Annotated in this window: 19 protein-coding genes; 5 read left to right on the top strand and 14 right to left on the bottom strand. The window is 61.3% G+C overall.

The annotated features are described in order from the left end of the window. Positions 1-10 precede the first annotated feature (10 nt). Genes V1292_RS18425 through neuB form a run of 4 tightly spaced genes read right to left on the bottom strand, consistent with a single transcriptional unit; the run spans position 11 to position 3,577 of the window. A complete protein-coding gene (locus tag V1292_RS18425) occupies positions 11-823 on the bottom strand; it encodes an SDR family oxidoreductase (protein ID WP_334374142.1) in 813 nt (270 codons plus the stop codon). Further along, entirely contained in the window at positions 820-1,860 is a 1,041-nt protein-coding gene (locus V1292_RS18420) for a nucleotidyltransferase family protein (RefSeq protein WP_334374141.1), read from the bottom strand. Before V1292_RS18420 ends, V1292_RS18425 begins: the two co-directional genes overlap by 4 nt. Further along, on the bottom strand, positions 1,860-2,498 hold the full coding sequence (locus tag V1292_RS18415) for an acetyltransferase (protein ID WP_334374140.1): 639 nt from the start codon (positions 2,496-2,498) through the stop codon (positions 1,860-1,862). The genes V1292_RS18420 and V1292_RS18415 overlap by 1 nt, the downstream gene beginning before the upstream one ends. Beyond that, positions 2,495-3,577 (bottom strand): N-acetylneuraminate synthase, encoded by a 1,083-nt coding sequence (gene neuB / locus V1292_RS18410; RefSeq protein ID WP_334374139.1) that lies wholly within the window; start codon positions 3,575-3,577, stop codon positions 2,495-2,497. Before neuB ends, V1292_RS18415 begins: the two co-directional genes overlap by 4 nt. Before the next feature lie 184 nt (positions 3,578-3,761). Here neuB and V1292_RS18405 point away from each other — a divergent pair, with 184 nt between their 5' ends. The 3 genes from V1292_RS18405 to V1292_RS18395 all read left to right on the top strand — a co-directional run bounded on the left by V1292_RS18405 (position 3,762) and on the right by V1292_RS18395 (position 6,943). Further along, positions 3,762-4,508: an acylneuraminate cytidylyltransferase family protein gene (locus tag V1292_RS18405; protein WP_334374138.1), complete on the top strand. Its 747-nt coding sequence runs from the start codon at positions 3,762-3,764 to the stop codon at positions 4,506-4,508. Next, positions 4,505-5,698, top strand: a complete 1,194-nt coding sequence (neuC, locus tag V1292_RS18400; protein ID WP_334374137.1) for a UDP-N-acetylglucosamine 2-epimerase — start codon at positions 4,505-4,507, stop codon at positions 5,696-5,698. The genes V1292_RS18405 and neuC overlap by 4 nt, the downstream gene beginning before the upstream one ends. 90 nt (positions 5,699-5,788) lie before the next feature. After that, positions 5,789-6,943 (top strand): hypothetical protein, encoded by a 1,155-nt coding sequence (locus tag V1292_RS18395; RefSeq protein WP_334374136.1) that lies wholly within the window; start codon positions 5,789-5,791, stop codon positions 6,941-6,943. Between the two features lie 35 nt (positions 6,944-6,978). Here the strand turns inward: V1292_RS18395 and V1292_RS18390 are convergent, their stop codons facing one another. Further along, positions 6,979-7,779, bottom strand: coding sequence for an FkbM family methyltransferase (locus V1292_RS18390; protein WP_334374135.1), 801 nt, complete (start codon positions 7,777-7,779; stop codon positions 6,979-6,981). A gap of 169 nt (positions 7,780-7,948) precedes the next feature. Between V1292_RS18390 and V1292_RS18385 the strand changes: the two genes are divergently transcribed. After that, positions 7,949-8,908, top strand: coding sequence for an NAD-dependent epimerase/dehydratase family protein (locus V1292_RS18385; protein WP_334374134.1), 960 nt, complete (start codon positions 7,949-7,951; stop codon positions 8,906-8,908). A 6-nt stretch (positions 8,909-8,914) separates the two neighbouring features. On the opposite strand, the gene V1292_RS18380 is transcribed toward V1292_RS18385, so the two are convergent. The 8 genes from V1292_RS18380 to V1292_RS18345 all read right to left on the bottom strand — a co-directional run bounded on the left by V1292_RS18380 (position 8,915) and on the right by V1292_RS18345 (position 18,382). Beyond that, positions 8,915-10,444, bottom strand: a complete 1,530-nt coding sequence (locus tag V1292_RS18380) for a hypothetical protein (protein WP_334374133.1) — start codon at positions 10,442-10,444, stop codon at positions 8,915-8,917. 72 nt (positions 10,445-10,516) lie between these two features. After that, positions 10,517-11,842, bottom strand: coding sequence for a lipopolysaccharide biosynthesis protein (locus V1292_RS18375; protein ID WP_334374132.1), 1,326 nt, complete (start codon positions 11,840-11,842; stop codon positions 10,517-10,519). Positions 11,843-11,892: 50 nt separating this feature from the next. Continuing rightward, a complete protein-coding gene (locus tag V1292_RS18370; protein ID WP_334374131.1) occupies positions 11,893-13,281 on the bottom strand; it encodes a hypothetical protein in 1,389 nt (462 codons plus the stop codon). Further along, positions 13,281-14,465 carry a LegC family aminotransferase gene (locus tag V1292_RS18365; protein WP_334374130.1) on the bottom strand — a complete coding sequence of 395 codons (1,185 nt, stop codon included), beginning with the start codon at positions 14,463-14,465 and terminating at the stop codon, positions 13,281-13,283. The genes V1292_RS18370 and V1292_RS18365 overlap by 1 nt, the downstream gene beginning before the upstream one ends. 47 nt (positions 14,466-14,512) lie before the next feature. Beyond that, a complete protein-coding gene (locus tag V1292_RS18360) occupies positions 14,513-15,511 on the bottom strand; it encodes an NAD-dependent 4,6-dehydratase LegB (protein WP_334377088.1) in 999 nt (332 codons plus the stop codon). Between the two features lie 230 nt (positions 15,512-15,741). After that, positions 15,742-16,842 carry a DegT/DnrJ/EryC1/StrS family aminotransferase gene (locus V1292_RS18355; RefSeq protein ID WP_334374129.1) on the bottom strand — a complete coding sequence of 367 codons (1,101 nt, stop codon included), beginning with the start codon at positions 16,840-16,842 and terminating at the stop codon, positions 15,742-15,744. Positions 16,843-16,853: 11 nt separating this feature from the next. Then, on the bottom strand, positions 16,854-17,321 hold the full coding sequence (locus V1292_RS18350; RefSeq protein WP_334374128.1) for an acyltransferase: 468 nt from the start codon (positions 17,319-17,321) through the stop codon (positions 16,854-16,856). Beyond that, a complete protein-coding gene (locus tag V1292_RS18345; protein ID WP_334374127.1) occupies positions 17,318-18,382 on the bottom strand; it encodes a Gfo/Idh/MocA family protein in 1,065 nt (354 codons plus the stop codon). The genes V1292_RS18350 and V1292_RS18345 overlap by 4 nt, the downstream gene beginning before the upstream one ends. A gap of 448 nt (positions 18,383-18,830) precedes the next feature. On the opposite strand from V1292_RS18345, the gene V1292_RS18340 reads away from it, so the two are divergent. Then, the gene (locus V1292_RS18340; protein WP_334374125.1) at positions 18,831-20,171 is read left to right on the top strand and encodes a hypothetical protein; all 1,341 of its coding nucleotides are present in this window, start codon (positions 18,831-18,833) and stop codon (positions 20,169-20,171) included. A 62-nt stretch (positions 20,172-20,233) separates the two neighbouring features. Here V1292_RS18340 and V1292_RS18335 read toward each other — a convergent pair whose 3' ends face one another. Further along, on the bottom strand, positions 20,234-21,172 hold the full coding sequence (locus tag V1292_RS18335) for a glycosyltransferase family 4 protein (protein ID WP_334374124.1): 939 nt from the start codon (positions 21,170-21,172) through the stop codon (positions 20,234-20,236). Positions 21,173-21,375 lie beyond the last annotated feature (203 nt).

Here is a 21,375-nt window from a genome sequence, read left to right as displayed (position 1 = left end):
TGCCGTCGGCTTACCACGCCGTCCAGCCCCCGTCGACCGCAATACACTGGCCCGTCACATAGGCCGACAAGTCGCTCGCCAGAAAGGCCACAGCGCCCTTCATATCGTCCTCCCGCGCCATGCGCGCAAGCGGCGTGCGGGCCACATACCGGCTCAAGAAGGGCTCTGGCGTAGCCCTGAAGACGCCTCCGGGCGCCACCGCGTTGACCCGGACTTTCGGAGCCATGGTGGTGGCAAGCCAGCGCGTCATCTGGACCAGGCCGCCCTTGCTCGCCGCGTAGGCCGCGGGGTTCCCCAGAGTGGTTCCCTCGTAAAGCCGCCAATCCGGCCCGGCGAGCCCATAGATCGAGGAAATGTTGATCACGCTGCCATGACCGGATTTGGCAAGATCTTCCGCTGCTGCCTGAACCAGGACGAATGGTGCGGTCAGGTTGACCTCGAGCGCGCGCCGCCAGGTCACATCTGATTGCTGCTCAAATGGCGCGGCCCAGCCCTGAAGGCCGCTGGTGCCGACAAAAGCCGCGCAATTGACGATGATGTCGATGCCGCCGAATGCCTCACGTACCCGTCGCGGCAGATCCTTCACCGCCTCCCCTTGCTCGAAATCGCAATCGAACATGTCCGCCTTGACCGGCCAGCTCTTCGTGAGCTCCGCCGCAGCCTGCTTGCCCGCAGACGCCGCAATATCCACCAGCGCGATCGTGGCGCCGAGCTCGGCCAGACCGCCTGCAATTGCACGGCCGATATGACCGGCGCCCCCAGTGATGACAGCGACGCGCCCGTCGAGTGACATCATCTCGCGGAGCGAACGCTCGGTACTCATCCGAAAATCCTCTGAAACTCGTCGGAAGCGCGCTGCAGATCGTCGAGTCGGCCGACATCGATCCAGTACTCCCGCAGCGGGAACACCACGGAGCGGTTGCCGGTGGCGATCGTTCGCTCGATCAGGGCCGGCATGTCGACGGCCTGGTTGCCGTCGAGATGATCGAGCACGCCGGGATCGAGGAGATAGACACCTGCATTGACGAAAAACTTCTGCGTCGGCTTCTCGCGGATGCCGAGCAGGCGATGATTGTCGAAATCGATCACGCCGAACGGCACGGTCACCGAATGCTCGCGCACGCAGACGGTAGAGAACGCCTGATGCTCGCGATGATATTTCAGCATCTGCTCGAAATTGACCGTCGTGAGCAGATCGCCGTTCATGACAAAAAACGGCTGCGTTGGCCGCTCGGGCAACAGCGACAATGCGCCCGCGGTGCCGAGGCGCGCGCTCTCCTGGAGATAGTTGATCTCGACGCCCCAGGCCGAGCCATCGCCGAAATAATCGCGGATCATCTCGGCCTTGTAGTTGACTGAAATGAAGAACTTGCCGAAGCCGGCCTTGGCGAATCCGCCGAGCACAGTCTCCAGGATTGGCTTTTCGCCGACCCGGATCAAGGGCTTTGGAATATCGTCGGTCAAAGGTCTTAACCGCGAGCCGAGGCCGCCGGCCATCAGGACCACCCAGTGATCGGATTGCTGCGCCAGTGCGAGATCGTCGATCAGCTTGACCTCGACCACCCTGCCCTCCGTATCGACGATCGGAAGCTGGTGGATCGAATGCTTGCGCATCAGGTTGAGCGCGGCGGGGTTGGTAATGCCGACCGGCGCTGTGATCGGCGAGCGGTTCATCACGAGGTCGACGGAGGCATCCAGCCCGACGCCGCCGAGCAACGCGCGCCGCACGTCACCATCGGTGACGGTGCCGACGATCTTGCCGTCACGTTCGACCACGGCGAGCTGCAAATGGCCCTGATCGATCCGCCGCAGCGTCTCGATCAAAGGCGTATCTTCACTGACGACGAATATTTCTTTCATCACGAACCAATCCGGTCGCCGCTGGCGAAGGCGCCGGCCTCGACGTTCTTTGCGACCACGGCGCCCGCGGCAACTACAGCTCCCGCTCCCACGCTGACGCCCACCAGAACCACCGCGCCCGCGCCGATATGGGCGCTCTCGCCGATCGACACGCCGCCGCAGAGCACCGCCCCCGGCGCGACATGTGCGTGGTCTCCCACAATGCAGTCATGCTCCACCACCGCGCGCGTATTCACCAGAGCATTCCGCCCGATCCGCGCCGCCGGTTGGATGACGGCACCCGCCATCACCTGAGCGCCTTCGCCGAGTGTCGCATCGGAGGCAATCGCCGCGGAGACATGCGCGACTACTGGAAACCGGTAACCCAGAGCTGCGAAACGGCCAAACAGTGTACGCCGGCCGGACATGCCCGAATCGGCGCGCGAGGCGCGGTTGCCCAAGCCGTTCACAAGCTCGACTGCATCCACGCTCATCTTCAGGATATCTTCGTCGGGTCCCGTGATCGGAATACCCCCGACCATGTCACCCAAGAGGGCGGGGTCGCTATCCGTCACCGCGGCGGGACATATGCCACGACTGCGCAATGCTTCGATGACAACGCGGGCATGACCACCGGCGCAGAGCACGATCAGGCTCATGGCTCCAGCGCCTCGTTGGCCCCATAGTCGCGCTGTGCCGTCTTGCCGAGATAGCTCCAATATTCGATCGGCGGGATGCCGTCACCGGGCCGCTTGACGCCGAGATTGTCTTCCGTGAAGCGCTCGCCGGCGCGAACGGGGCGGATCGCAACCAGGCTCCGCCGTGCCACTGCGCGATTTGGAATCTCTTCCGGCGCAGGCACCTTGCGGCCGTCACCGAGCGCGAGCTCGACGTCGCGGATCGACGCAATCATCGCGGCCATTTCGTCGGGTTCAATCGAGGCGCGGTGATCGGGCCCCGGCAGATTGCGATCGAGCGTCAGATGTTTTTCGATCACGGCCGCACCGAGCGCGACCGCGGCTGCCGCAACATGGATCCCACGACTGTGATCGGAAAAGCCAACGGGAAGCCCGAACGCATCGTGTAGCGTCGCCATCGCGCGCAGGTTGATCGACCGCGGATCGGCCGGATATTCGGTCGTGCAATGCAGCAGCGTGACCTTGGCGCGCAGTTCGGTCCAGGTCTCGCGGTCGAGCAGAAGCTTTGCGAAATCGGCACTTGCCGGCCGCGCAGTCGCGTCACTGAAATAGCCGAAGGCGATGACGCCGAGGGCCTGCTCCACTTCCGCCAGTGTCGCCATACCCGTCGACAGGATGATCGGCAGCCGAAAGCGCGCCAGATGCAACAGGAGCGGCGCATTGGTAAGATCGCCCGATCCGACCTTCAGCGTTGAGACCCCGATTCGGCGGACCAGATGCGTGGCGCTTTCGGCATCGAATGGGGTCGACATGTAGGTGATGCCGGCTGCGGCACAGGCGACTGCAATGCGCTCCTCGTCATCCTGGCTGAGCTCGAGCGCCCTCAGCATTTCGAGCTGCGACTGCTCGTTGCCCGTGGTCGCCTGCTGATAGCTCGCCTTCGCGGCACCCGCAGTCGCCAGCTTGTCGGCACGAAACGACTGAAACTTGACGACGTCGGCCCCGGCCCGCGCGGCGGCCTCCACGAGCTCAAGCGCCCGCGCGCGATCGCCGTTGTGATTCACACCGGCCTCGGCAATGATCAGGGTTCGGCGATGCATGCGGTCTTCGTCGCTGGGCGCGGGGGACGATCGAAATCGCCCGCCCGTCAAGCGGTTGTCTTAGTCGAGTACACTGGTAAAAGCAACGCAAGCAGGCGGCTTGAGGTGTTCCCTTTAGGTCCCTGACGGATGACGAATCGCACTGGTCCTTGTCCGGCGCTGACAGCGGGATTGTCGAGAGTAAATGACGAATTCGCCTGAGATTTTGTTCCTACTGGTGGGCCGCGGCGGATCCAAGGGATTGCCCGGCAAGAATCTGCGCGAGATCGGCGGCCTCAGCCTGGTCGGCTACAAGGCAAGGGCGGCGCGGCAGTCGCGCTACTGCTCGCGTCTGATCGTCTCCAGCGACAGCGCGGAGATCCGGGCCGAGGCGAAGCGGCATGGCGCCGAGGTGCTGTTCGAGCGCCCAGCCGAGCTTGCGACCGACACAGCCTCCTCCAACGACGTGGTGGTTCACGCGATGGACTGGATCGAGACGCATGAAGGACGGCGCTACGACGGCATCATGCTGCTGGAACCATCATCGCCCTTCGCGCGGCCGGAACATTTTGACGAAGCGGTCGAGCTGTTCGCCAGGCGCAAGGCGAGCCTGGTGGTCGGCATGCGCGAGACCGAAGTGGCCTCAATCTTCGTCGGGACGCTGGGCGAGGACGGCTCGATTGGCGGCATCGTTGAGAAGATGCTGAAGACGACGGCGCAGCGACGGCAGGACCAGGCGCCTGAAGTCACCATGAACGGTGCGCTCTATCTCGTCGGCTGGGACGCCATGCGCAAGCACCGAAAGATCTATGCCGATCCCTCCGCAAGCTACGGCATCATGATGGACCGCCTGCATTCGATCGAAATCGAGAGTGCTGCCGACCTCGCCTACGCATCCTATGTCATCGAACACCGTATGCTCGATGCGTCGCCATGGCGGAAATCCCCATGACCGCAAGTCGCCGCATCGCCGTCGTCACCGGTTCGCGGGCCGACTACGGATTGTTGCGGGGCATCCTGATGCGGCTGAAGGAGATGGCTGACGTCCAACTCAGCATTATCGCCTGCAGCATGCATCTTATGCCGCGCTTCGGCGAGACCTGGCGAGCCATCGAGGCCGACGGTTTTTCAATCGCAGCGAAGATCGATCTGCAACTGCACGACGACCGCGCCGAGACGGTGGCACGCGGTACCGGCATAGGCGTTTCCGGCTTTGCCGAAGTGCTTCCCCAGCTCGCGCCGGATGTTCTGGTCGTGCTCGGCGACCGCTACGAGGTGCTGGCTGCCGCGGTCGCGGCGACGCTGTTGAACATTCCGATCGCTCACATCCATGGCGGCGAGATCACCGCCGGCGCCTTCGACGACGCGATCCGCCATGCCATCACGAAGATGGCCTGCCTGCATTTCGTGGCGGCCGAGCCCTATAGGCAGCGCGTGATCCAGATGGGCGAAAATCCTGATTTCGTCTTCAATGTCGGCGCACCGGGCCTTGATCTCGCCAGCACGGCGCCCGCGCTAAGCCGGACCGCGCTGTTCACAGAGCTTGGCATCAGTGGCCCGGAACGCTTTCTCCTGGTCACGCTGCATCCAACCACGGCACGGCCGGATACGGACGCAACGAACGTTGCCGCACTCCTCGGCGCGCTCGCCGAAGTCAAGGACCGCAGCATCATCTTCACCGGCGTCAACGCCGATCCCGGCTATCGCGCGATCGACGATGCCATTAAGGCCTTCGTCGCGGCGCGGCCAGACCACGCTTTTCACTTCACCTCGCTTGGCAGCGAGCGTTACTGGGCGGCGCTACGGCTTGCCGACGCCGTGGTCGGCAATTCGTCGAGCGGCATCCTGGAGGCACCCGCTATCGGCGTGCCCTCGATCAATATCGGCGACCGCCAGAAGGGGCGGCTGCGCGCCGCCTCGATCCGCGATTGTCCAGCCGATTCGGCCGCCATTCTCGCAGGTCTAGCGCGCATCTTCGAAGGTCAGTTCCCCCCTGATCCGGGCGTAGAGCCACCCTATGGCCGTGGGGGTGCGTCGGAGAAGATTGCTGGAACCCTTCAAAAGATCGACCTTCGTGACGCTTTCCCGAAGCATTTCCACGATTTAGCCGTCGCGCCGGACCCCCCCGGGATGGACGGATAAACCGCCGGCCATCATTGCCTGTACAACGCGGCAGGTTGTATAGATCGGGCGACTTTATGACGATCCTCGCCAGGTCCGGAGAAGCGTGACATGACGGCAATCGATTCCCTCACGGATGCGGTGCCCGCGGCACGTGCCGCCGACATCAGTGAGCTGCCAATCCCGCCCTATCGCGGCAACACCCTGCCCTCGATCGACTATGATGCGCATCCAGCCTATGGTGGCATGTTCCCCCGACCGACTTTCCGCGAGCGGCTTTACGCACTGAACGTGTTCCTGCGGACCTTCGCCTTCGTCACCATCCGCCGCATCGTCGATTACGACAACATGCCGCTGCTGACCAAGGAAGCCGGCTTTAGCGGTCTCAACGCACGGACGGCGCTGCGCTACATCTCGATGTATGCGCGCATCCGCGCCAGCCGGGCGATCGGCACGCTGACCGGTGCACGACGTCCTGCGGTGCCCGACAACCCGGCGTTGCTGAACAAGATCAAGTCCGACGGCATCGTCTGCCTGACGCTCGCGCCGGATGAACTCGATCAGATCCGAAGCGTGACCAATCCGGCCTTTGCCAAGCTCGACGAGCGCCGTGCCGGCATTGCGCCGGAGAAGCGCAAGTTCGACGACAACGTCTACTGGTGCACGCGCTCCGCCGATCCCGAGGCCTTCGCGGCAGTGGAGAACATCTTCAAGCGTTACGGCATCATGGAGGCCGCGAGCGCCTATCTTGGCCGTCCGGCCGGCGTGAAGCATGTCAATGCGCAAATCAACGACCAGGATCTCGCGTTCTGGAAGCGGGTATTCCCGGACACGCAGCTCGCCGACCCCTGGGGCAGCTACCTGCACATCGATGCCACTTACGGCATGCTGAAATGCGCGATCTATGTCCACGAGATCGGCCCCGACGGCGGACCGTTCTGCTACGTCCGCGGCAGCCAGAATGCGAAGATCGGCTGGTTCGAAGGCATGGTGCGCCGGACCAACGACTTCAGCGGCTTCTCGGGCCGGCGGCCCGACGCGCGCAAGAAATTCATGGCGCTGCCGGCGTTCCTGCGCAAGAAGGCCGATTTCGGCGGCGACTTGCCCGACAATTCCCCCGACGTAGCGCGGCTGCGCGAGGGACATTTCGCCGCGACCTCGAATTACGGCAATTGCGTGCTGTTCGATGGCAACGGGATGCATCGCGGCGGCATGGTGAACAAGGGCGAGCGCCGCTGCCTGTTCATCCTGCTCGCGGAAATCTGAGCGCTGCCCTGGTGAAATGCTGGCGCGACGAGCGATCAGCTCTTCGCGTGGTGCAGCTTGCTCGGCCGCGTGAGATAATCGGCGAGCTGTTCGGGGCTGAAATAGGCTGACTGGCTGCGCAGCGGGCTATCCTTGCGGACAAAGGCCAGATCGATCTGGGCGAGCGCGCCATCCAGCGAGCGCATGTGCCCCTCGAGCACGTCATAGACCGCGAACCCTGCCTCGTCGCAGAAGCGAACGATGTCGGCGAATTGCGGAATGCCATGGCGCATCGGCATCATCGTGGTCTCGAGAATCATGAGGTCGATTTCATTGATGCGCGAGCCCAGCCCCTTCAGCACCTCGATCTCGGCACCCTGGGTATCGACCTTGATGAATACCGGATGCTCCAGCTTCTCCGGCAGCAATGAATCCAGCCGACGCATTGGCGTCTTCCGCGCTTCGCCATCGAGCGCCGTGCCTTCGACCTGCGCGAAGATGCTCGAGCCCGAGATATCGTCATGGACGTTGAAGGTGATCTCACCATTCTCGGCGCCAGCGGCAACCAGGAAATATTCCGCGTCAAGACGCTGCTTGAGTTGCTCGAGCACGGGACGGCATTCCGCGACCGGCTCGATCAGAAAATACTTCGCGCGCGGGAACGCGTCGTAAATCGGCGAGGTGCCGAAAGCGATGCCGACGTCGACCACCGTCTTGACCTCGAAGCCCAGCGACTTCAGGTGCTTAAAGAACAGCGCGAAGTTCCGGACCGGCGCGTTGGTGCGCATTAGGCGCAGGCCGATCGGCTCCAGCACGCGATTGATCGCCTGGAACGCGGCTGAGACGAATGCCTTCATGAAGCGTGCGCCAGTTGGGCAAGAGCCGGGGTGACAAATCAAGATCGATCACAAAATGCATTGTCCGCGAGAGAATCCCGGTGGAATTTGCAATCGATAGGTCGATTTGGTAGATCAGCCGGGCAAGCCGGTCAAGCGACCGCTCTTCTGCAGTGACAGCGACATCAGCATGAAAATTCTCGTAACCGGAAGCTCCGGCTTCATCGGCCAGGCATTGGTGCGGCGGTTGCGCACCGAAGGGTGTACGGTCGTGGGGCTCGACAAGGTTCCGGCTACCACGACCGATATTGTCTGCGATATCCTGGAGGCCGATCGCCTCAAAGAGGCTGTGCAGAACGCGGCACCGGATGCGCTAGTCCACCTCGCCGCGCGCATCGACCTCGATGAGAAAACCAATCTTGCGGGCTATGCCGCTAACATTGAGGGCGTCGAGAATCTGGTCGAGGCGGTACGGCTAACGCCGTCGATCAGGCGGGGGATATGGACCTCGTCGCAGCTCGTCTGCCGCGTCGGCTATGTACCAAAGAGTGACACCGACTACACGGCGGACACACTGTACGGAAAGAGCAAGGTCCGCACCGAACAGATCGTCCGCAGCGCAGACGGCGCCGGTCGCGAATGGTGTCTGGCGCGCCCCACCACCGTCTGGGGGCCCGGCATGAGCGCGCACTATCAACGCTTCCTGCGCATGATCGAGCGCGGGTCCTATTTCCACGTCGGGCACGGACCACTCTGGAAGTCCTACAGCTACATCGACAACATTGCATTCCAGTACTGGCGCCTGCTCGCGGTACCTGCCGAACAGATCCAGCGCCGAACATTTTATCTTGCAGACTACACCCCGATCGATCTCATCGCCTGGTGCGACGCCTTTCAGCGCGCATTCGGCTCTCGCTCCGTTCGGCATCTGCCAATCGCCGTTGCGCGCGCATTGGCGTTGTGCGGCGACGCTGTGAACGCGATCGGGATGAAGAAGTTTCCCTTCAATTCATTCCGCCTCAACAACGTGCTCACGCAGTATCAATTCGACCTCAAGCCTACGGCTTCGGTCTGCGGCGATCTGCCGTTTGACATGGAGCAAGGCGTCGCGGCCACGGTTGCATGGCTGCGCGACATCCCGGCGCGCTGATCGGTCTCAGGTGGCCGAACCCTTCAACTGAAGCTCCCCGGCATCCTCCGGTGACCCCGACCGCAGCCTGGCAAAGTCGATCATAAAGCCAGTCACTACCGTCGAAACCAGCACCAGCGCCGAATTTGCCATACCCAGCGGCCCCTGCACCACGCTGAGCAGGATGCTGGCAAGGACAAAGACCAACAGCAGCAACGGCGTCATTAGGTCGCAGCGTTTGTTTCCCGCCGCGCTCCAGCCTGCCACGACGCCCCAGATCAGGATGTAAATGATTGCACCGATAAGGCCGAAGTCGATGAAGGCGGCGCCCCACACGGTCGGGAAGAATCCGTAGATCATGGCAGATTTCAGCTCGGCCTCCAGGGCCTCGACCTGCTGGTTGTTCGGGAAGAAGACCCGCAGCAGTGGCGAAAGTACTCCGATCTCGTAAACTCCCCATTTCGGCGTGAACTTGTCGCGTGCGTGCCACACGATATCGATCGTGCGCACCCCGTGGGTCAGATAGAAATAGGTGCTCAGGCCGATCATCGCGCCACGTGCCGACAGGCGATTGGACTCGATCGCGGAGATGACGTAGCCCCGCGGCTTCACGTTCCAAGCTTCCAACATCATCGCGAGGACCGCATCTGCGGAAGTCGACTTTTGCTCCGGCGGCGGCGCCGCACGCGCCCCTGCAATTCGCTTGCTAATATCCGTTGCCGTGATCTTCTCGTCGGTCTCGGGCGGTTTGTTGGCAACGCCAGAAGGCGCTTTGAGCTCCATCTCTTGCTGCAGCTCGGTGATCAGTGGCGACATCTGGATACAGAAATTCTGCCGGCTCGCCCAGATCGCGCTCGAATAGACGGCGAACAGCCCGATCGCGGCGACGGTCTTGACCATGAGATAATGGCCGCGCGGCAACGGCGGGCGCCCCTGCGCGAGGCGGACCAGTATCGCCACCGCAATCAGAACGAGAACGAACAGTATCGGCATGCGCCCTGAATAGAGCACCGCATAACCGACTGGAGAGACGATGGACAATTGCGCCAGCGCCGCCGCCCATCCCGTGATTTCCTCTCCCTTGAGCAAGAACAGCACCACCGACACAAAGCCGAAGGAGAACATCGCATAACCGGCATAAAGCAGCGGTGTCCGCTTGATCGATATGGCGTCGACCAGCCCGGGCGCGCAGCGCAACAGCTCCGAATAGGCACTATTGCTCACCCCGCTCAGCACCGTGCGGTCAAGCGCGACCAACGCAATTCCGACGATGCCGAACAGCGACGTAGCGATCACGATGCGATTCAGCGTCCGCCTGGAAAGCGGAGGCATTTCGACCTGACGCGAAAAATAGCGGACGAAGAGGACCCTGCCCCCCCCATAGCCGAGCAGGAAGAGTGCGATGCCCGAGCCGACGACGGTAAGCACGACAATGGACGGCTGTCCCGGATAGTCTATTGGTCCGACGGCGACGCTGAATAGCGCTGCGCACCAGATCACAAGGATGAGGATCGCGGGTGACGAGAGACCGCCCGCCAGTTGAGTAAGCCGCTGCATTTTGCCGTCAGGAACACGCCCTAGAGTTGTATAGCAGAGTCACTTTGACACCGCAATGACAGTGCCCGCCGCTCACGGATAGAGCATGTCCGGATCAGTTGGAAGGCCGACAGTATCCAATTTGGCGGGTTCCCTGCGAGTCTCGCGCATTCTCCGGATGGCCAGTACGACCAGCGACAGGAGCAGCATGGCGCTGGCGATGCCACCGGCCACCGCCGCACCAAAGATTCCGTACACGGGAACCAGCAGGACATTGAGCAACGTCGACACCACAGCCGAACCGACATTGCAGAACAGGAGATAGTTGTCCGACCGCGCTGCATAGAGCGCGTAGGAGGGAACATCGGCCAACATGCGCAGGAAGATTCCCGGCAGCATGGCATAAAACACACCGATGTCCGACGCATAGGCGGATAGTCCGAGCACCGACAACATCGGCGCCATGGCGACACTACTGACGATCACCGTCCCCGACGCCAGCGCCAGCATCGACCACACGAACGAGCGGAGTGCAGCGCGGTAGGCGTCGACGCCTGCCGCATACCCCGCGATGACCTTCGGCAGAAACTGATGCGACACCGATCCGCCCAGCGACAGCAGTCCGATCAGGATCGTCGAATAGAATGTGTAAATGCCGAGCGCATCCCGGCCAACGAAGATGTCAATGACGAAGCGATCAACATAGGAGATGACCAGCGCGCCGACCGCGGTGAACATGAAGGGGCGCGCCGTTCGCAGACCCCTGCCGATGGTCGACCAGTCGGGCCGGTATCCCTTCAGTTCGCGCCAGGGAAGTTCGGTGAGCGAGAAAGCGGAAAAGGCGATCGACAGCACGCCGCCGAGCGCCCACAAGACCAGCACGGTCTCAAGCGTCCGCGTCGAAGGTGCCGCGAACATCAGGAGCGCCATTGCATAGACCCAGATCCCGCCGCGAAGGAACACGCAGATATAGGCGCGCACCGGCCGCCAGGTGATGATCAGGATCCGCGTTGCCTCCAACGAGACATGCTCGGTGATCAGGATCACGACGAACCACGGTGCGAGACGGCTTGGAAACCAACCCGCGGCAATCGCACCGAAAACCATCACACCGATCGCAAGCAGCGCTACCGAGCCAAGTGTCATCTGATCCGCGATGATCCGTGCCCGCCGTTCTGGCGTCGCTGGCACCAATTCGCGTAGCGTGTAGGAGTAGAATTCGAGCCCGACCGCGAGCAGCGCGAACGCCAGCGTCGCGGTCAGGAGGCCGTACTGCCCCATCTCTACCGGCGACAGCATGCGCGCCAGCAGCAGCGACAACAGAAAGCGGCTTGCCAGCGTCAATGCGCGCAGGATAAGCGCCGAGACGGTGCCCGCAATCGCAGGCCGAGTCACGAGATCAACGAGACGGGATCGCATCACGCTGTTCCATCCTCACCGGCCATTGCAGCGTGTTCCCTGCGTGATCGTCAGGCGGCGGTTCTGCAGGACTTCAGGAAGTGCGGCAAGTGCGCGTTCAGCGAACGTGCCAATGGCTCGACTGACGCGCGCGCGGCAGCATCTTCAGGATCGAAATTGCGCCAGCCGAAATAATCTCCCGCAGCACTAATTGCTGCGAGGTGCCGCATGATCTCGCGCCGCGTCGTCGCGAGATCATCAGGCCGACGCCATCGCGCAAGCCGCTCCGCAAGCACGTCGATTTCGTCGACATCTCGGATGTGCACGAAATGCTGCTCGGTTGCATAGTAGGGTTCGGTCGCGACCGAACAAAGTCCTGCCAACGCCGCCTGGAGCCCGATCGTCCCCGTGAACGTCACCGAGACCGCGCATTTTCCGATCAGCAGGTTAGCCGGCACATCATAGGGCACCAGCGTCACGAAGGGTAGCTTTGACAGCCGCCCGAACAACTCGCGCTGGCGGAAGCCAAATTGCAGCGGATGATCTTTGACGAATATGCGATAGCCCGCGCGGCCAAGCACCTCGCAATAGCGCACCAGCACATCGTCATGCGCAAGCATGTCCTGCGACTTCAGCCAATAGTCCATCGAGGCTTCGGGAAAGAGCTGCAGTCCGAGAAACACTCGCCGCTCGGGCGGCATATCGGCCAGCCGCTTATCCCAGCCATCGTCGAGCAGCTTGAGCGCGGCAACGTCGCGGATGCGCACCTTGTGCTCGAGTCGCTTTAGCGCATCGAGATAATGGCAATTGTAGCGGTCGCGCTTGACGAAGCGCCACACATTGAAGAAGGCACCACGCAGGGCGTAGTAACCGAATATGCGCCAGAACCTGGCCCGTGAAAAGCGTTTGGCATCGCGCACATAAGCGGGCGCGAAATCTTCGGCGCAGAGCTGACCGATCGCGGCATCGATGTCCTCGATCGAGGGCTCGCGCAACTTGGCCGGACGTCCGCGACGCATCAGCATCACCTGGTCGGGAATGATCGATGTCGTCATTTCGAGAAAATCGATGCCGCGCCGGCGCGCAATCCGCTCCATCACGTCCATGACATAGCGGTCGATGGTAAACGTCACCACGAGATGCGGATCGAGCTTGTCGAAAGCCTGCTCGATCGCCTGGGTCATGCCGCCGATCAGTTTGAGCGCGAGATCGCGGTTGATGCTGCGGAGCACGCGGCAGCGCAGGATGATATCGGCGCATCCTTCCTCGCCAAACCGCGCAAGCGCGACAGAGGCCGCATTTCCCTTATCGATAAAGCGGTAGAAATCGTCGACCAGTGAATAATCACCGTCATCCCGCAGGTCGCTCAGCACGACCGCCTCGGCAAACTCCATGCGCGACGCCAGGTATTTCCACCACGGCGTCGTGCTGTGAATGGTGAAGAAGACAACGCGGGGCATTAGATCTTGTTCTTGTTGGCGCTTTCGGCCAGAAAGGGGCTGCTCGGCAGGTTGATGCAGCGCGTATGCATGTCTTCGGCGACTGGAAGCGGCGAACGCGGGCAGTCCCGGTACATCGGCAAGAGGTGCATGGGCGTCCACAGCGGCCTTGCGCGAATGCCGTGACCGTGCAGGGCCCCGAGCAGCCGGTCGCGCTCGGCGGCGTATTCGCGATCGAGCACGAGCGTATTGAGCCAGTAGTTGCTTTGCGAGCCCTTCGGCTCACGATAGATGCGCGCCCAGGGGAAATCGCTGAAAGCTCGCAGATAACGCTCGGCGAGGACGCGCTTGGCATCGACCATCGCCGACAGGCGCTCCATCTGCGCACAACCAAGCGCCGCATTGATATTCGGCAGGCGGTAGTTGTAGGCGACCTCGTCATGGTCGAATGCCCAGGCGTGCGCCTTCTTCGCCGTAGAGGTAAAATGTCGCGCGTGACGAGCATGCGCCTCGTCGTCGGTCACGATCATACCGCCGCCGCCGGTAGTGATGATTTTATTGCCGTTGAAGCTGAGTACGGCGGAATGGCCAAAGGTGCCGCAGCCCTGCCCGTTCAGGGTCGAACCAAGCGATTCGGTCGCGTCCTCGACGATCGCGAGATCGTATTTGGCGGCCACCGCGCCCAGTGCGGCCATGTCCACCGGATGCCCGAAGATGTGCACCGGAACCAATGCGCGAAGCCGACGGCCCGTCTGCTTGTTTACCCATGCTCCATTCCGCCGCGCGGCGATAGCGTCGAGGTGCGCCTCGAGCGCTTGAGGATCGAGCCCCAGCGTATCCCAGGTCGAATCGACGAAATGCGGGATGGCACCGGCATGGCTCACCGCGTTCGCTGTGGCGACGAAGGTGATTGAAGGCAGCAGCACCTCGTCGTCTTGCTCGACACCTTCGAGCACCAATGCGGCATGAAGCGCGGCGGTACCGTTGACGATCGCCACCGCATGGCGCGAGCCGGTCGCGGCGGCGACCATTTCCTCGAAACGAGTGACATATTTGCCCGCGGACGACACCCAGTTGGTATCGATGCAATCGAGCACCAGCTCACGCTCGCGCTCACCAAAGCGCGGCTCGTGCAACTCGACGGGGCGAGCGGCCGTACCGAGCACGGCATCCACGGCGTCGAGCACAGGCTTGAGGTCAGGCATGGCGGGACGATTGTGGCTCGCCTGGGCAGAGGAAGTGCTCATGTTATTCACAGCGTGTACGCATTGGCACGATAACGAGACAGGTTCTCCTGCTTGGTGAACCAGGCGATGGTCTGTTCGAGGCCCTTGCGCAGGCCATCCACGCCGGCAAAACGCGGCGACCAGCCGAGAAGCTTATGCGCCTTGGCGTTGCTGGCCCATAGGCGATCAACTTCACTGCGCTCGGGGCGGACGCGGACGTCGTCTTGCTCGATCTCGATCGTCACGCCCATCAATTCTGCGATCATGCGCGCGACATCGCCAATCGAGACCTCGAACGCGCTACCGATATTGATGACCTCGCCGATACCGGCTTTCGAGTCGAGCGCCGCCAGGAAGCCGCCGACGGTGTCGGCGACATAATTGAAATCGCGCGTTGGATGGATGCTGCCGAGCTTGACCTTGCGCGCGCCCGCAGCGATCTGGGTAATGATGGTCGGGATCACCGCGCGCGCCGATTGCCGGGGACCGTAGGTATTAAACGGCCGCACCACGGTGACCGGCGTCCCGAACGAACGCTCGAACGACAGCGCGAGCTGATCCGCGCCGATCTTGGTCGCGGAATAGGGCGATTGCCCCTGCAGACGATGGTCTTCCGTGATCGGAACGAACTGGGCCGTGCCATAGACCTCGCTGGTGGAGGTGTGCACCAAATGCTCAACGCCGAGATCTCGCGCCGCCTGCAGCACATTGAGGGTGCCGCGGATGTTGGTTTCGACGTAAGTGTCCGGCGAATGGTAGGAATAGGGAATCGCGATTAGCGCTGCGAGATGCAGGACGGCATCGCATCCCTTCATCGCTGTGCGCACGCCATTCGGATCGCACACGTTGCCTGCGAATATGTCGAGTTCCTTGCGTATCTCGGGTGGAGAGGAATCAAGCCAGCCGTGCGAGCCCATGCTGTTGTAGTGCACAAACGCACGGACCGCGAAATTGAGGCGGACCAGTTCCTCCGCGAGGTGGGATCCGATAAATCCGCCTGCGCCTGTCAGCAAAATTTTCCGCAACTTCTCGGTTCCCTTCGCCAAGCCAAGCTACCCTGAAGAATGAGGTACCCGATCTGGTATGGCCGCTTCTAAACAGTCCTTCTGCGAGAGGCCAGCCGGAACACACAGAAAAAAGGCACCATAGCTCTTACTTCGGCAAATTGCCTTTCCCCGTAACGCATTGATCCAAATAACAATTATCGGGACTGCGGTGGGAATCGACGACTACCATGATACCGCATCGACCCTGGTCAGCGGAACGCGCGGATGAGATCGATGACACTTTGGAGTTGTTCGGTAGCGATTTCCGCAAACATCGGCAGCGACAGGATGCGTCCCTGATCGGCGAACGCATTCGGAAATTGCTCGGGACGATGGTCAAACCGCCGATACGCGGCAAGGAACGGCAGCGCTGTCGGATAGTTGATCGCGGTCTGCACGCCGTTCGCGTTCAGATGCGCCGCCAGCGCGGCGCGGCGCGGATGCCTGATCGTGTAGAGATGATAGACGTGGGTGCGGTCAGGCGCGACCTGAGGCACGATCACATCCTCGATCTGGTTGAGGCCGGCGTCGTACGCTTTTGCCGCGTCCTGACGCGCCTTGGTCCACTGCGCGAGATGCGGCAGTTTCGCCGACAGGATCGCAGCCTGCATGCCGTCGAGCCGGCTGTTGATGCCCTCGATATGATGCTGATGCTTTACCAGACCGCCGTGCCGCGCCAGCATCGTCATGTGCTCCGCGAGCGCGCCGTCGTTGGTGACGACGGCGCCGGCATCGCCCATCGCGCCGAGATTCTTGCCTGGATAGAACGAATAGGTCGCGGCCGCGCCAAACGTACCGACCTGCTGGCCTTTGTAACGCGCCAGATGCGCCTGCGCGCAGTCCTCGATCACCCAGAGCTTATGCTTGCTCGCGATGGCCATGATCGCGTCCATGTCGGCCGGCTGCCCGTACAGATGCACGGGGATGATGCCGACGGTGCGTGGCGTGATCGCGGCCTCGATCGCCGCCGGATCGATCGTGAAGGTCGAGCCGTCGGTGTCGCAGAACACCACGGTGGCGCCGGCATGCGTGATCATTGCGGACGTGCTGATCCAGGAATGCGCCGTGGTGATCACCTCGTCGCCCGGCCTGACCTTCAGCGCGGCCATGGCGAGATACAGCGCATCGGTGCCGTTGGCGCAGGACACGCAATGCTTGACGTCAACGGCAGCGGCGAACTCCCGTTCGAACGCGTCGACGTAGGACCCGCGAATGAACGCGTTGTCGCGGATGACGGAGGCAATCGCGCCATCGATCTCGCTCTTGATGGTCTGATACTGCAGTTGCAGATCCGCAAAAGGCACTGGCATCGGTCGTCTTCCTACTTGTCCGTCAGCAGCCGTCGCGCCGGATTGCCGGCATAGGTTCCGGGTATCGTGATGTCCTTGGTCACAACGGAGCCTGCGCCGATCACGACGTCATCGGCGATCCTCACCGGCATGATGGTGGCGTTGGAGCCGATCGAGACGCGGTTTCCGATCGCGGTCTCGCGCCATAAATCCCTGTTGCCGCGGGCCGGGCCGCCGGTCGAAAACGTGTCGTTCACGAACATCACCCCGTGCCCGACAAAGCAGTCTTCGCCGATCGTGACCAGCTCGCAGATGAAGGCATGAGACTGCACCCGCGTGCGGGCGCCGATCACGACGCCCTTCTGGATCTCGGTGAACGGCCCGACAAAGCAATCATCGCCGATTTTGCAGCCGTAGAGATTACACGGCTCGACGATCTTGACACGCGCGCCGAACGCGACATCGCGCACGCCCGCCTGATGCATCTCCGGCCGGTTCACGACACGACACCGAGCCGGCCCAGCCGAGGCGCGAAGCGAAGCGGCACCTCGGCGCCCGTCTCGATTGATTCGTAGAGCGCCGAAATCAGTTCCAGGCTCTTGCGCCCCTCGAGACCATCAACCAGCGCGGAGCGCTGGTTGACCAGGCAGTCGATCACGTGCTGGTAATAGGCCTGATGGCCGAAGCCGTAGACGTTCGGCGGATTGACGGAAAACTTCTCGATCACGTCTCTGTCCGAGGCAAGTTCCTCGACAAAGCGCCAGTGCCGGATCTGGTTGACGGCAAAGCCGGCGATTTCAACCGTTCCCTTCTCTCCGAGAATCGAAAGCGAGCCTTCGAGGTCGGTTGGACGCGCGGCCGTGGTCGCCTCGATGATCCCGAGCGCACCGTTGCGGAACTTCAGCGTCGCGACCGCCGTGTCCTCGGCCTCGATCTTTGCCAGCGCCGTCGCCGCGCGGGCGTGAACGCTGACGACGTCGCCGAAAAACCATTCCAGCATGTCGACGTGATGGCTGGCCTGATTCGAGAGCACGCCGCCGTCATAAGCCCAGGTGCCACGCCAGGCATCCTGGTCGTAATAGGCCTGGTCGCGGCACCAGCGGACGCGCACGGTGCCGAGTATCAGGCGGCCGAAGCGGCCGGCCTCTAGCGCCTCGCGCGCCTTCACCACCGGAACGTTGAAGCGATTCTGCTTGACGACGAACAGCTTGACGCCGGCCTCGTCGCAGGCGCGGATCATGTCGTCGGCGTCCTGAAGCCGCAATGCCATCGGCTTCTCGACGATGGCGTGTTTTCCGGCCTTGGCACAGGCGATGACATGTGCAGGATGCATCCCGCTCGGCGTCAGCACCGCCACCGCGTCGATATCCGTTCGAGCGAGAAAGGCATCGATATCATAATCCGCCGGTACGACGAATTTCGATGCAATCGCGTCAGCCCGCTCCCGGATCGGGTCGCAGACTGCGACGAGCTTTGCTCCGTTGATATAGCCGCCTCCGAGCAACTCGGAATGACGCTTGGCAATGCGCCCACACCCGAGCAGGCCAAATCTGATCATCATACGTCCCTATACTGACCGACTACATTGCGATGACAAGCTTAGCAAGCAACAAGGCCATTCTCGATAGTCAAACAACTGTTGTCGCTAGACACTTGTTCGTGGATCTGATCGCCTGATACGACCTAGCCGGCCGACATTCATAATATGTCCTCACTGGCTATTCAAACATTGTCAACCCGGGAGACCGGACTTACCGAACCCGGACTGCGTCATGCGACGCAAGGGCCCGAATCTGACGACCTCAGCCAAGAAGGCGCGACGTTTCAGCAGCCGATTGCAAGAACTACGAACCAACCTTTTCGCTGACACTCTTGGCTCGGCTACGGAGATTGCAAGCTGACCCTCGTTGATTCCTCAAATGGTGCAGGTGCCTGCCAGCTTTCGCTTGCCTAAGCTCGGAAAACCCCGAATGTAAGCCATCGCAAACCTAGATGCCGGCCCCCGAAAAATGGAAAATCTGACCGTGCAAAGGCAAATGTCCGTACCAAACCTTCTGTTCGGGAAGCGTCAGGGCCTGATCCTCCTGAACTGGGTTCTGATCGCGGTATCCTGTATTTCTCTCGTTTATACCGCCCACTATTATTCGGAGTACTACATATCCTTTCATCCTTCGCGCCTGCCTAACGCTATCGTCCTGATAGCTGCATTTGCCCTCATTTCAGTGCTTTTTGCATTTGCCGGAAATAGCTTCGGTTACATCGTCGGCTTCTATTCCTATACGATGCTCACGGGGTATTTGTGGCTGAATAGTTTTTCAGAGTTGGTCTACAATCATCGGTTAGCCGGGCTTTCTGCTGCGGCATCGGCGATCGCGTTCTTGTTGCCGGCCCTGTTCATCTCCTCGCCCATTCGCCAAATCTATACTTTGTCCCAATCGGGATTGGACCGTCTGCTCACTCTGATTCTGTCGCTGAGTTTCGCGACGATCCTCATCGGTGCCAGCTACAGCTTCAAATTTGTCACGATTGAAAACATCTACAACTACCGCTCCGAACTTGGATTTCCGGTGATTCTGAACTACGTGATCGGAATAACATCCAACGCGCTGCTACCATTTGCATTCGCCTGTTTTGTGGGACGCGGAAATATTTGGCGCGCCGGCGCGGCTCTGTTTCTGTTGTTGATGTTCTACCCGATCACGCTGAGCAAACTGGCCCTGTTCACGCCGTTTTGGCTCGTGGCAATGTTGGCCCTTTCGAGGTATTTCAACTTCAAGCTTGCTGTCACTCTTTCGCTGCTGGTGCCGATATCCGTCGGATTGTTGCTAATCATCCTGTTCCAGCAGGGGATGTTGCCTTACAGTCTGGCCATCCCCTATTTTGGGCTCGTGAACTTTCGGATGATCGCGATTCCCTCATTGGCCATGGACTATTACAATGGCTTTTTCTTCACTCATCCCGTAACGAATTTCTGTCAGGTATTCTTGCTGAAACCCTTCGTCGCTTGCCCCTATCAGGAGCAGTTGGCGAACGTCATTTACAATGCTTTTGGCATTGGCGGACAATTCAATGCGTCGCTGTTTGCGACGGAAGGTATCGCCTCCGTGGGAGCCTTCTTTGCCCCATTTACGGCGCTCGTGTCGGGGCTCGTGATAGCGCTTGGCAATCGAGTTTCTGCAGGTTTGCCGCCACGGTTCATCCTGATCTCGGGCGCCGTCATTGTGCAGGCACTTCTCAACGTGCCCCTGACCACAGTGCTGCTCACCCACGGTTGCTCCATCCTTTTCCTTCTCTGGTACATCACGCCACGAGATTCATTTGGTTTGGCAGCGAACGAGCCGAAGAGCTAATTTATGTCCCGGCGCGCAAGGATATCCCGCGAGCCTTAGTGGCCCGCCGCGACGGCAGGATGCTATCTTCCAAATGGCTGCATTGCAGTTCGAAGCGCATCGGCAAAATCAGCCGCAAAGGCAGCCACGCGGTCGTTTTGATGCGGAACCTGATTTCGAATGATCGAAACTTCGGAATCCTGCGAGACTCGCACAATGTGATCGGCCAGGGTCGCGGGATCATCCGTCGCGAAATAGCTCGCCGTATCGTTGGTCTGTTCGCGGTGGACATCAAGATCAGACAATATCATTGGCACGCCAAACGATTTCGCCTCCTCGACGGTTGTGCTCCATCCCTCCGATCGCGACGGATTGATCAGCCCGGTGCACGCCCGCAGCAATGCGTAGACATGCGAAAGCGGAATCATTCCCAGATGACGGAAGTGTTTTTCGAGCCCGCGACTTCGGACGCCCGCCATGACCTCATCGAAATAGCCTCGCTCGCGACGATCTTCGGTGCTGCCCGAGGCGCACACGACCGCATCGAACCCTCGCTCCGCCAGGATGGCCAGCGCATCGACGACCACCTGGTGATTCTTGTGCGTGTAGAACTGATTTGGCAGGTAAAAATATTTTTCAGGCAACTGATACTGCGCAACGATCTCAGCCGGATTTGCGGTCAGGAACGCCGGCGACGGCCCGGTCGCGAAACGAACCACACAGACCTGGTTCTTCGCTCCGGGATAGAACTTCCGGAAGTCGCGATGCGAGCTTTCGCTGCTCAGCATGACGGTACGCCCGGATGCGATCTGCATTCGGAAGCCGGCTTCGCGACGCCACCGCGCCGCCGCCGGAAACAGCCGCGGCAATCGTCGATGCTGAAAATCGGGAAACCAGGCTACTGCGGGATAAGGCAGTCGCCAGCCAAAGAAGCGAGCAGCTTCGAAGACGGCGTCGATGCGATGCGTCCGGAATTCTGCCGCCGCCTCCCGGTCCAATCCCCATGCCAGCGCCGCAGCCAAACCGGCACGGCCGTCGAACGCCGCCGATCGCACCACCTCCACATCAGGTATCGCGGCAAGCGGCGCAAGATCGGCATCATCGTCACCGGTCCCGGCAAACAGGACGGGCGCAAACTCGCCGGTGCGGAACTTGCTCAGCGCCTGAAATAGATTGCTTTGATAGTTGTAGCCGCCGGCCCAGAGCCTGCGGGGAATATGCGTAA

The sequence above is a fragment of the Bradyrhizobium sp. AZCC 1719 genome (assembly GCF_036924525.1).
Classification (GTDB): domain Bacteria; phylum Pseudomonadota; class Alphaproteobacteria; order Rhizobiales; family Xanthobacteraceae; genus Bradyrhizobium.
This window is presented reverse-complemented; position numbering and strand designations above follow the sequence as displayed.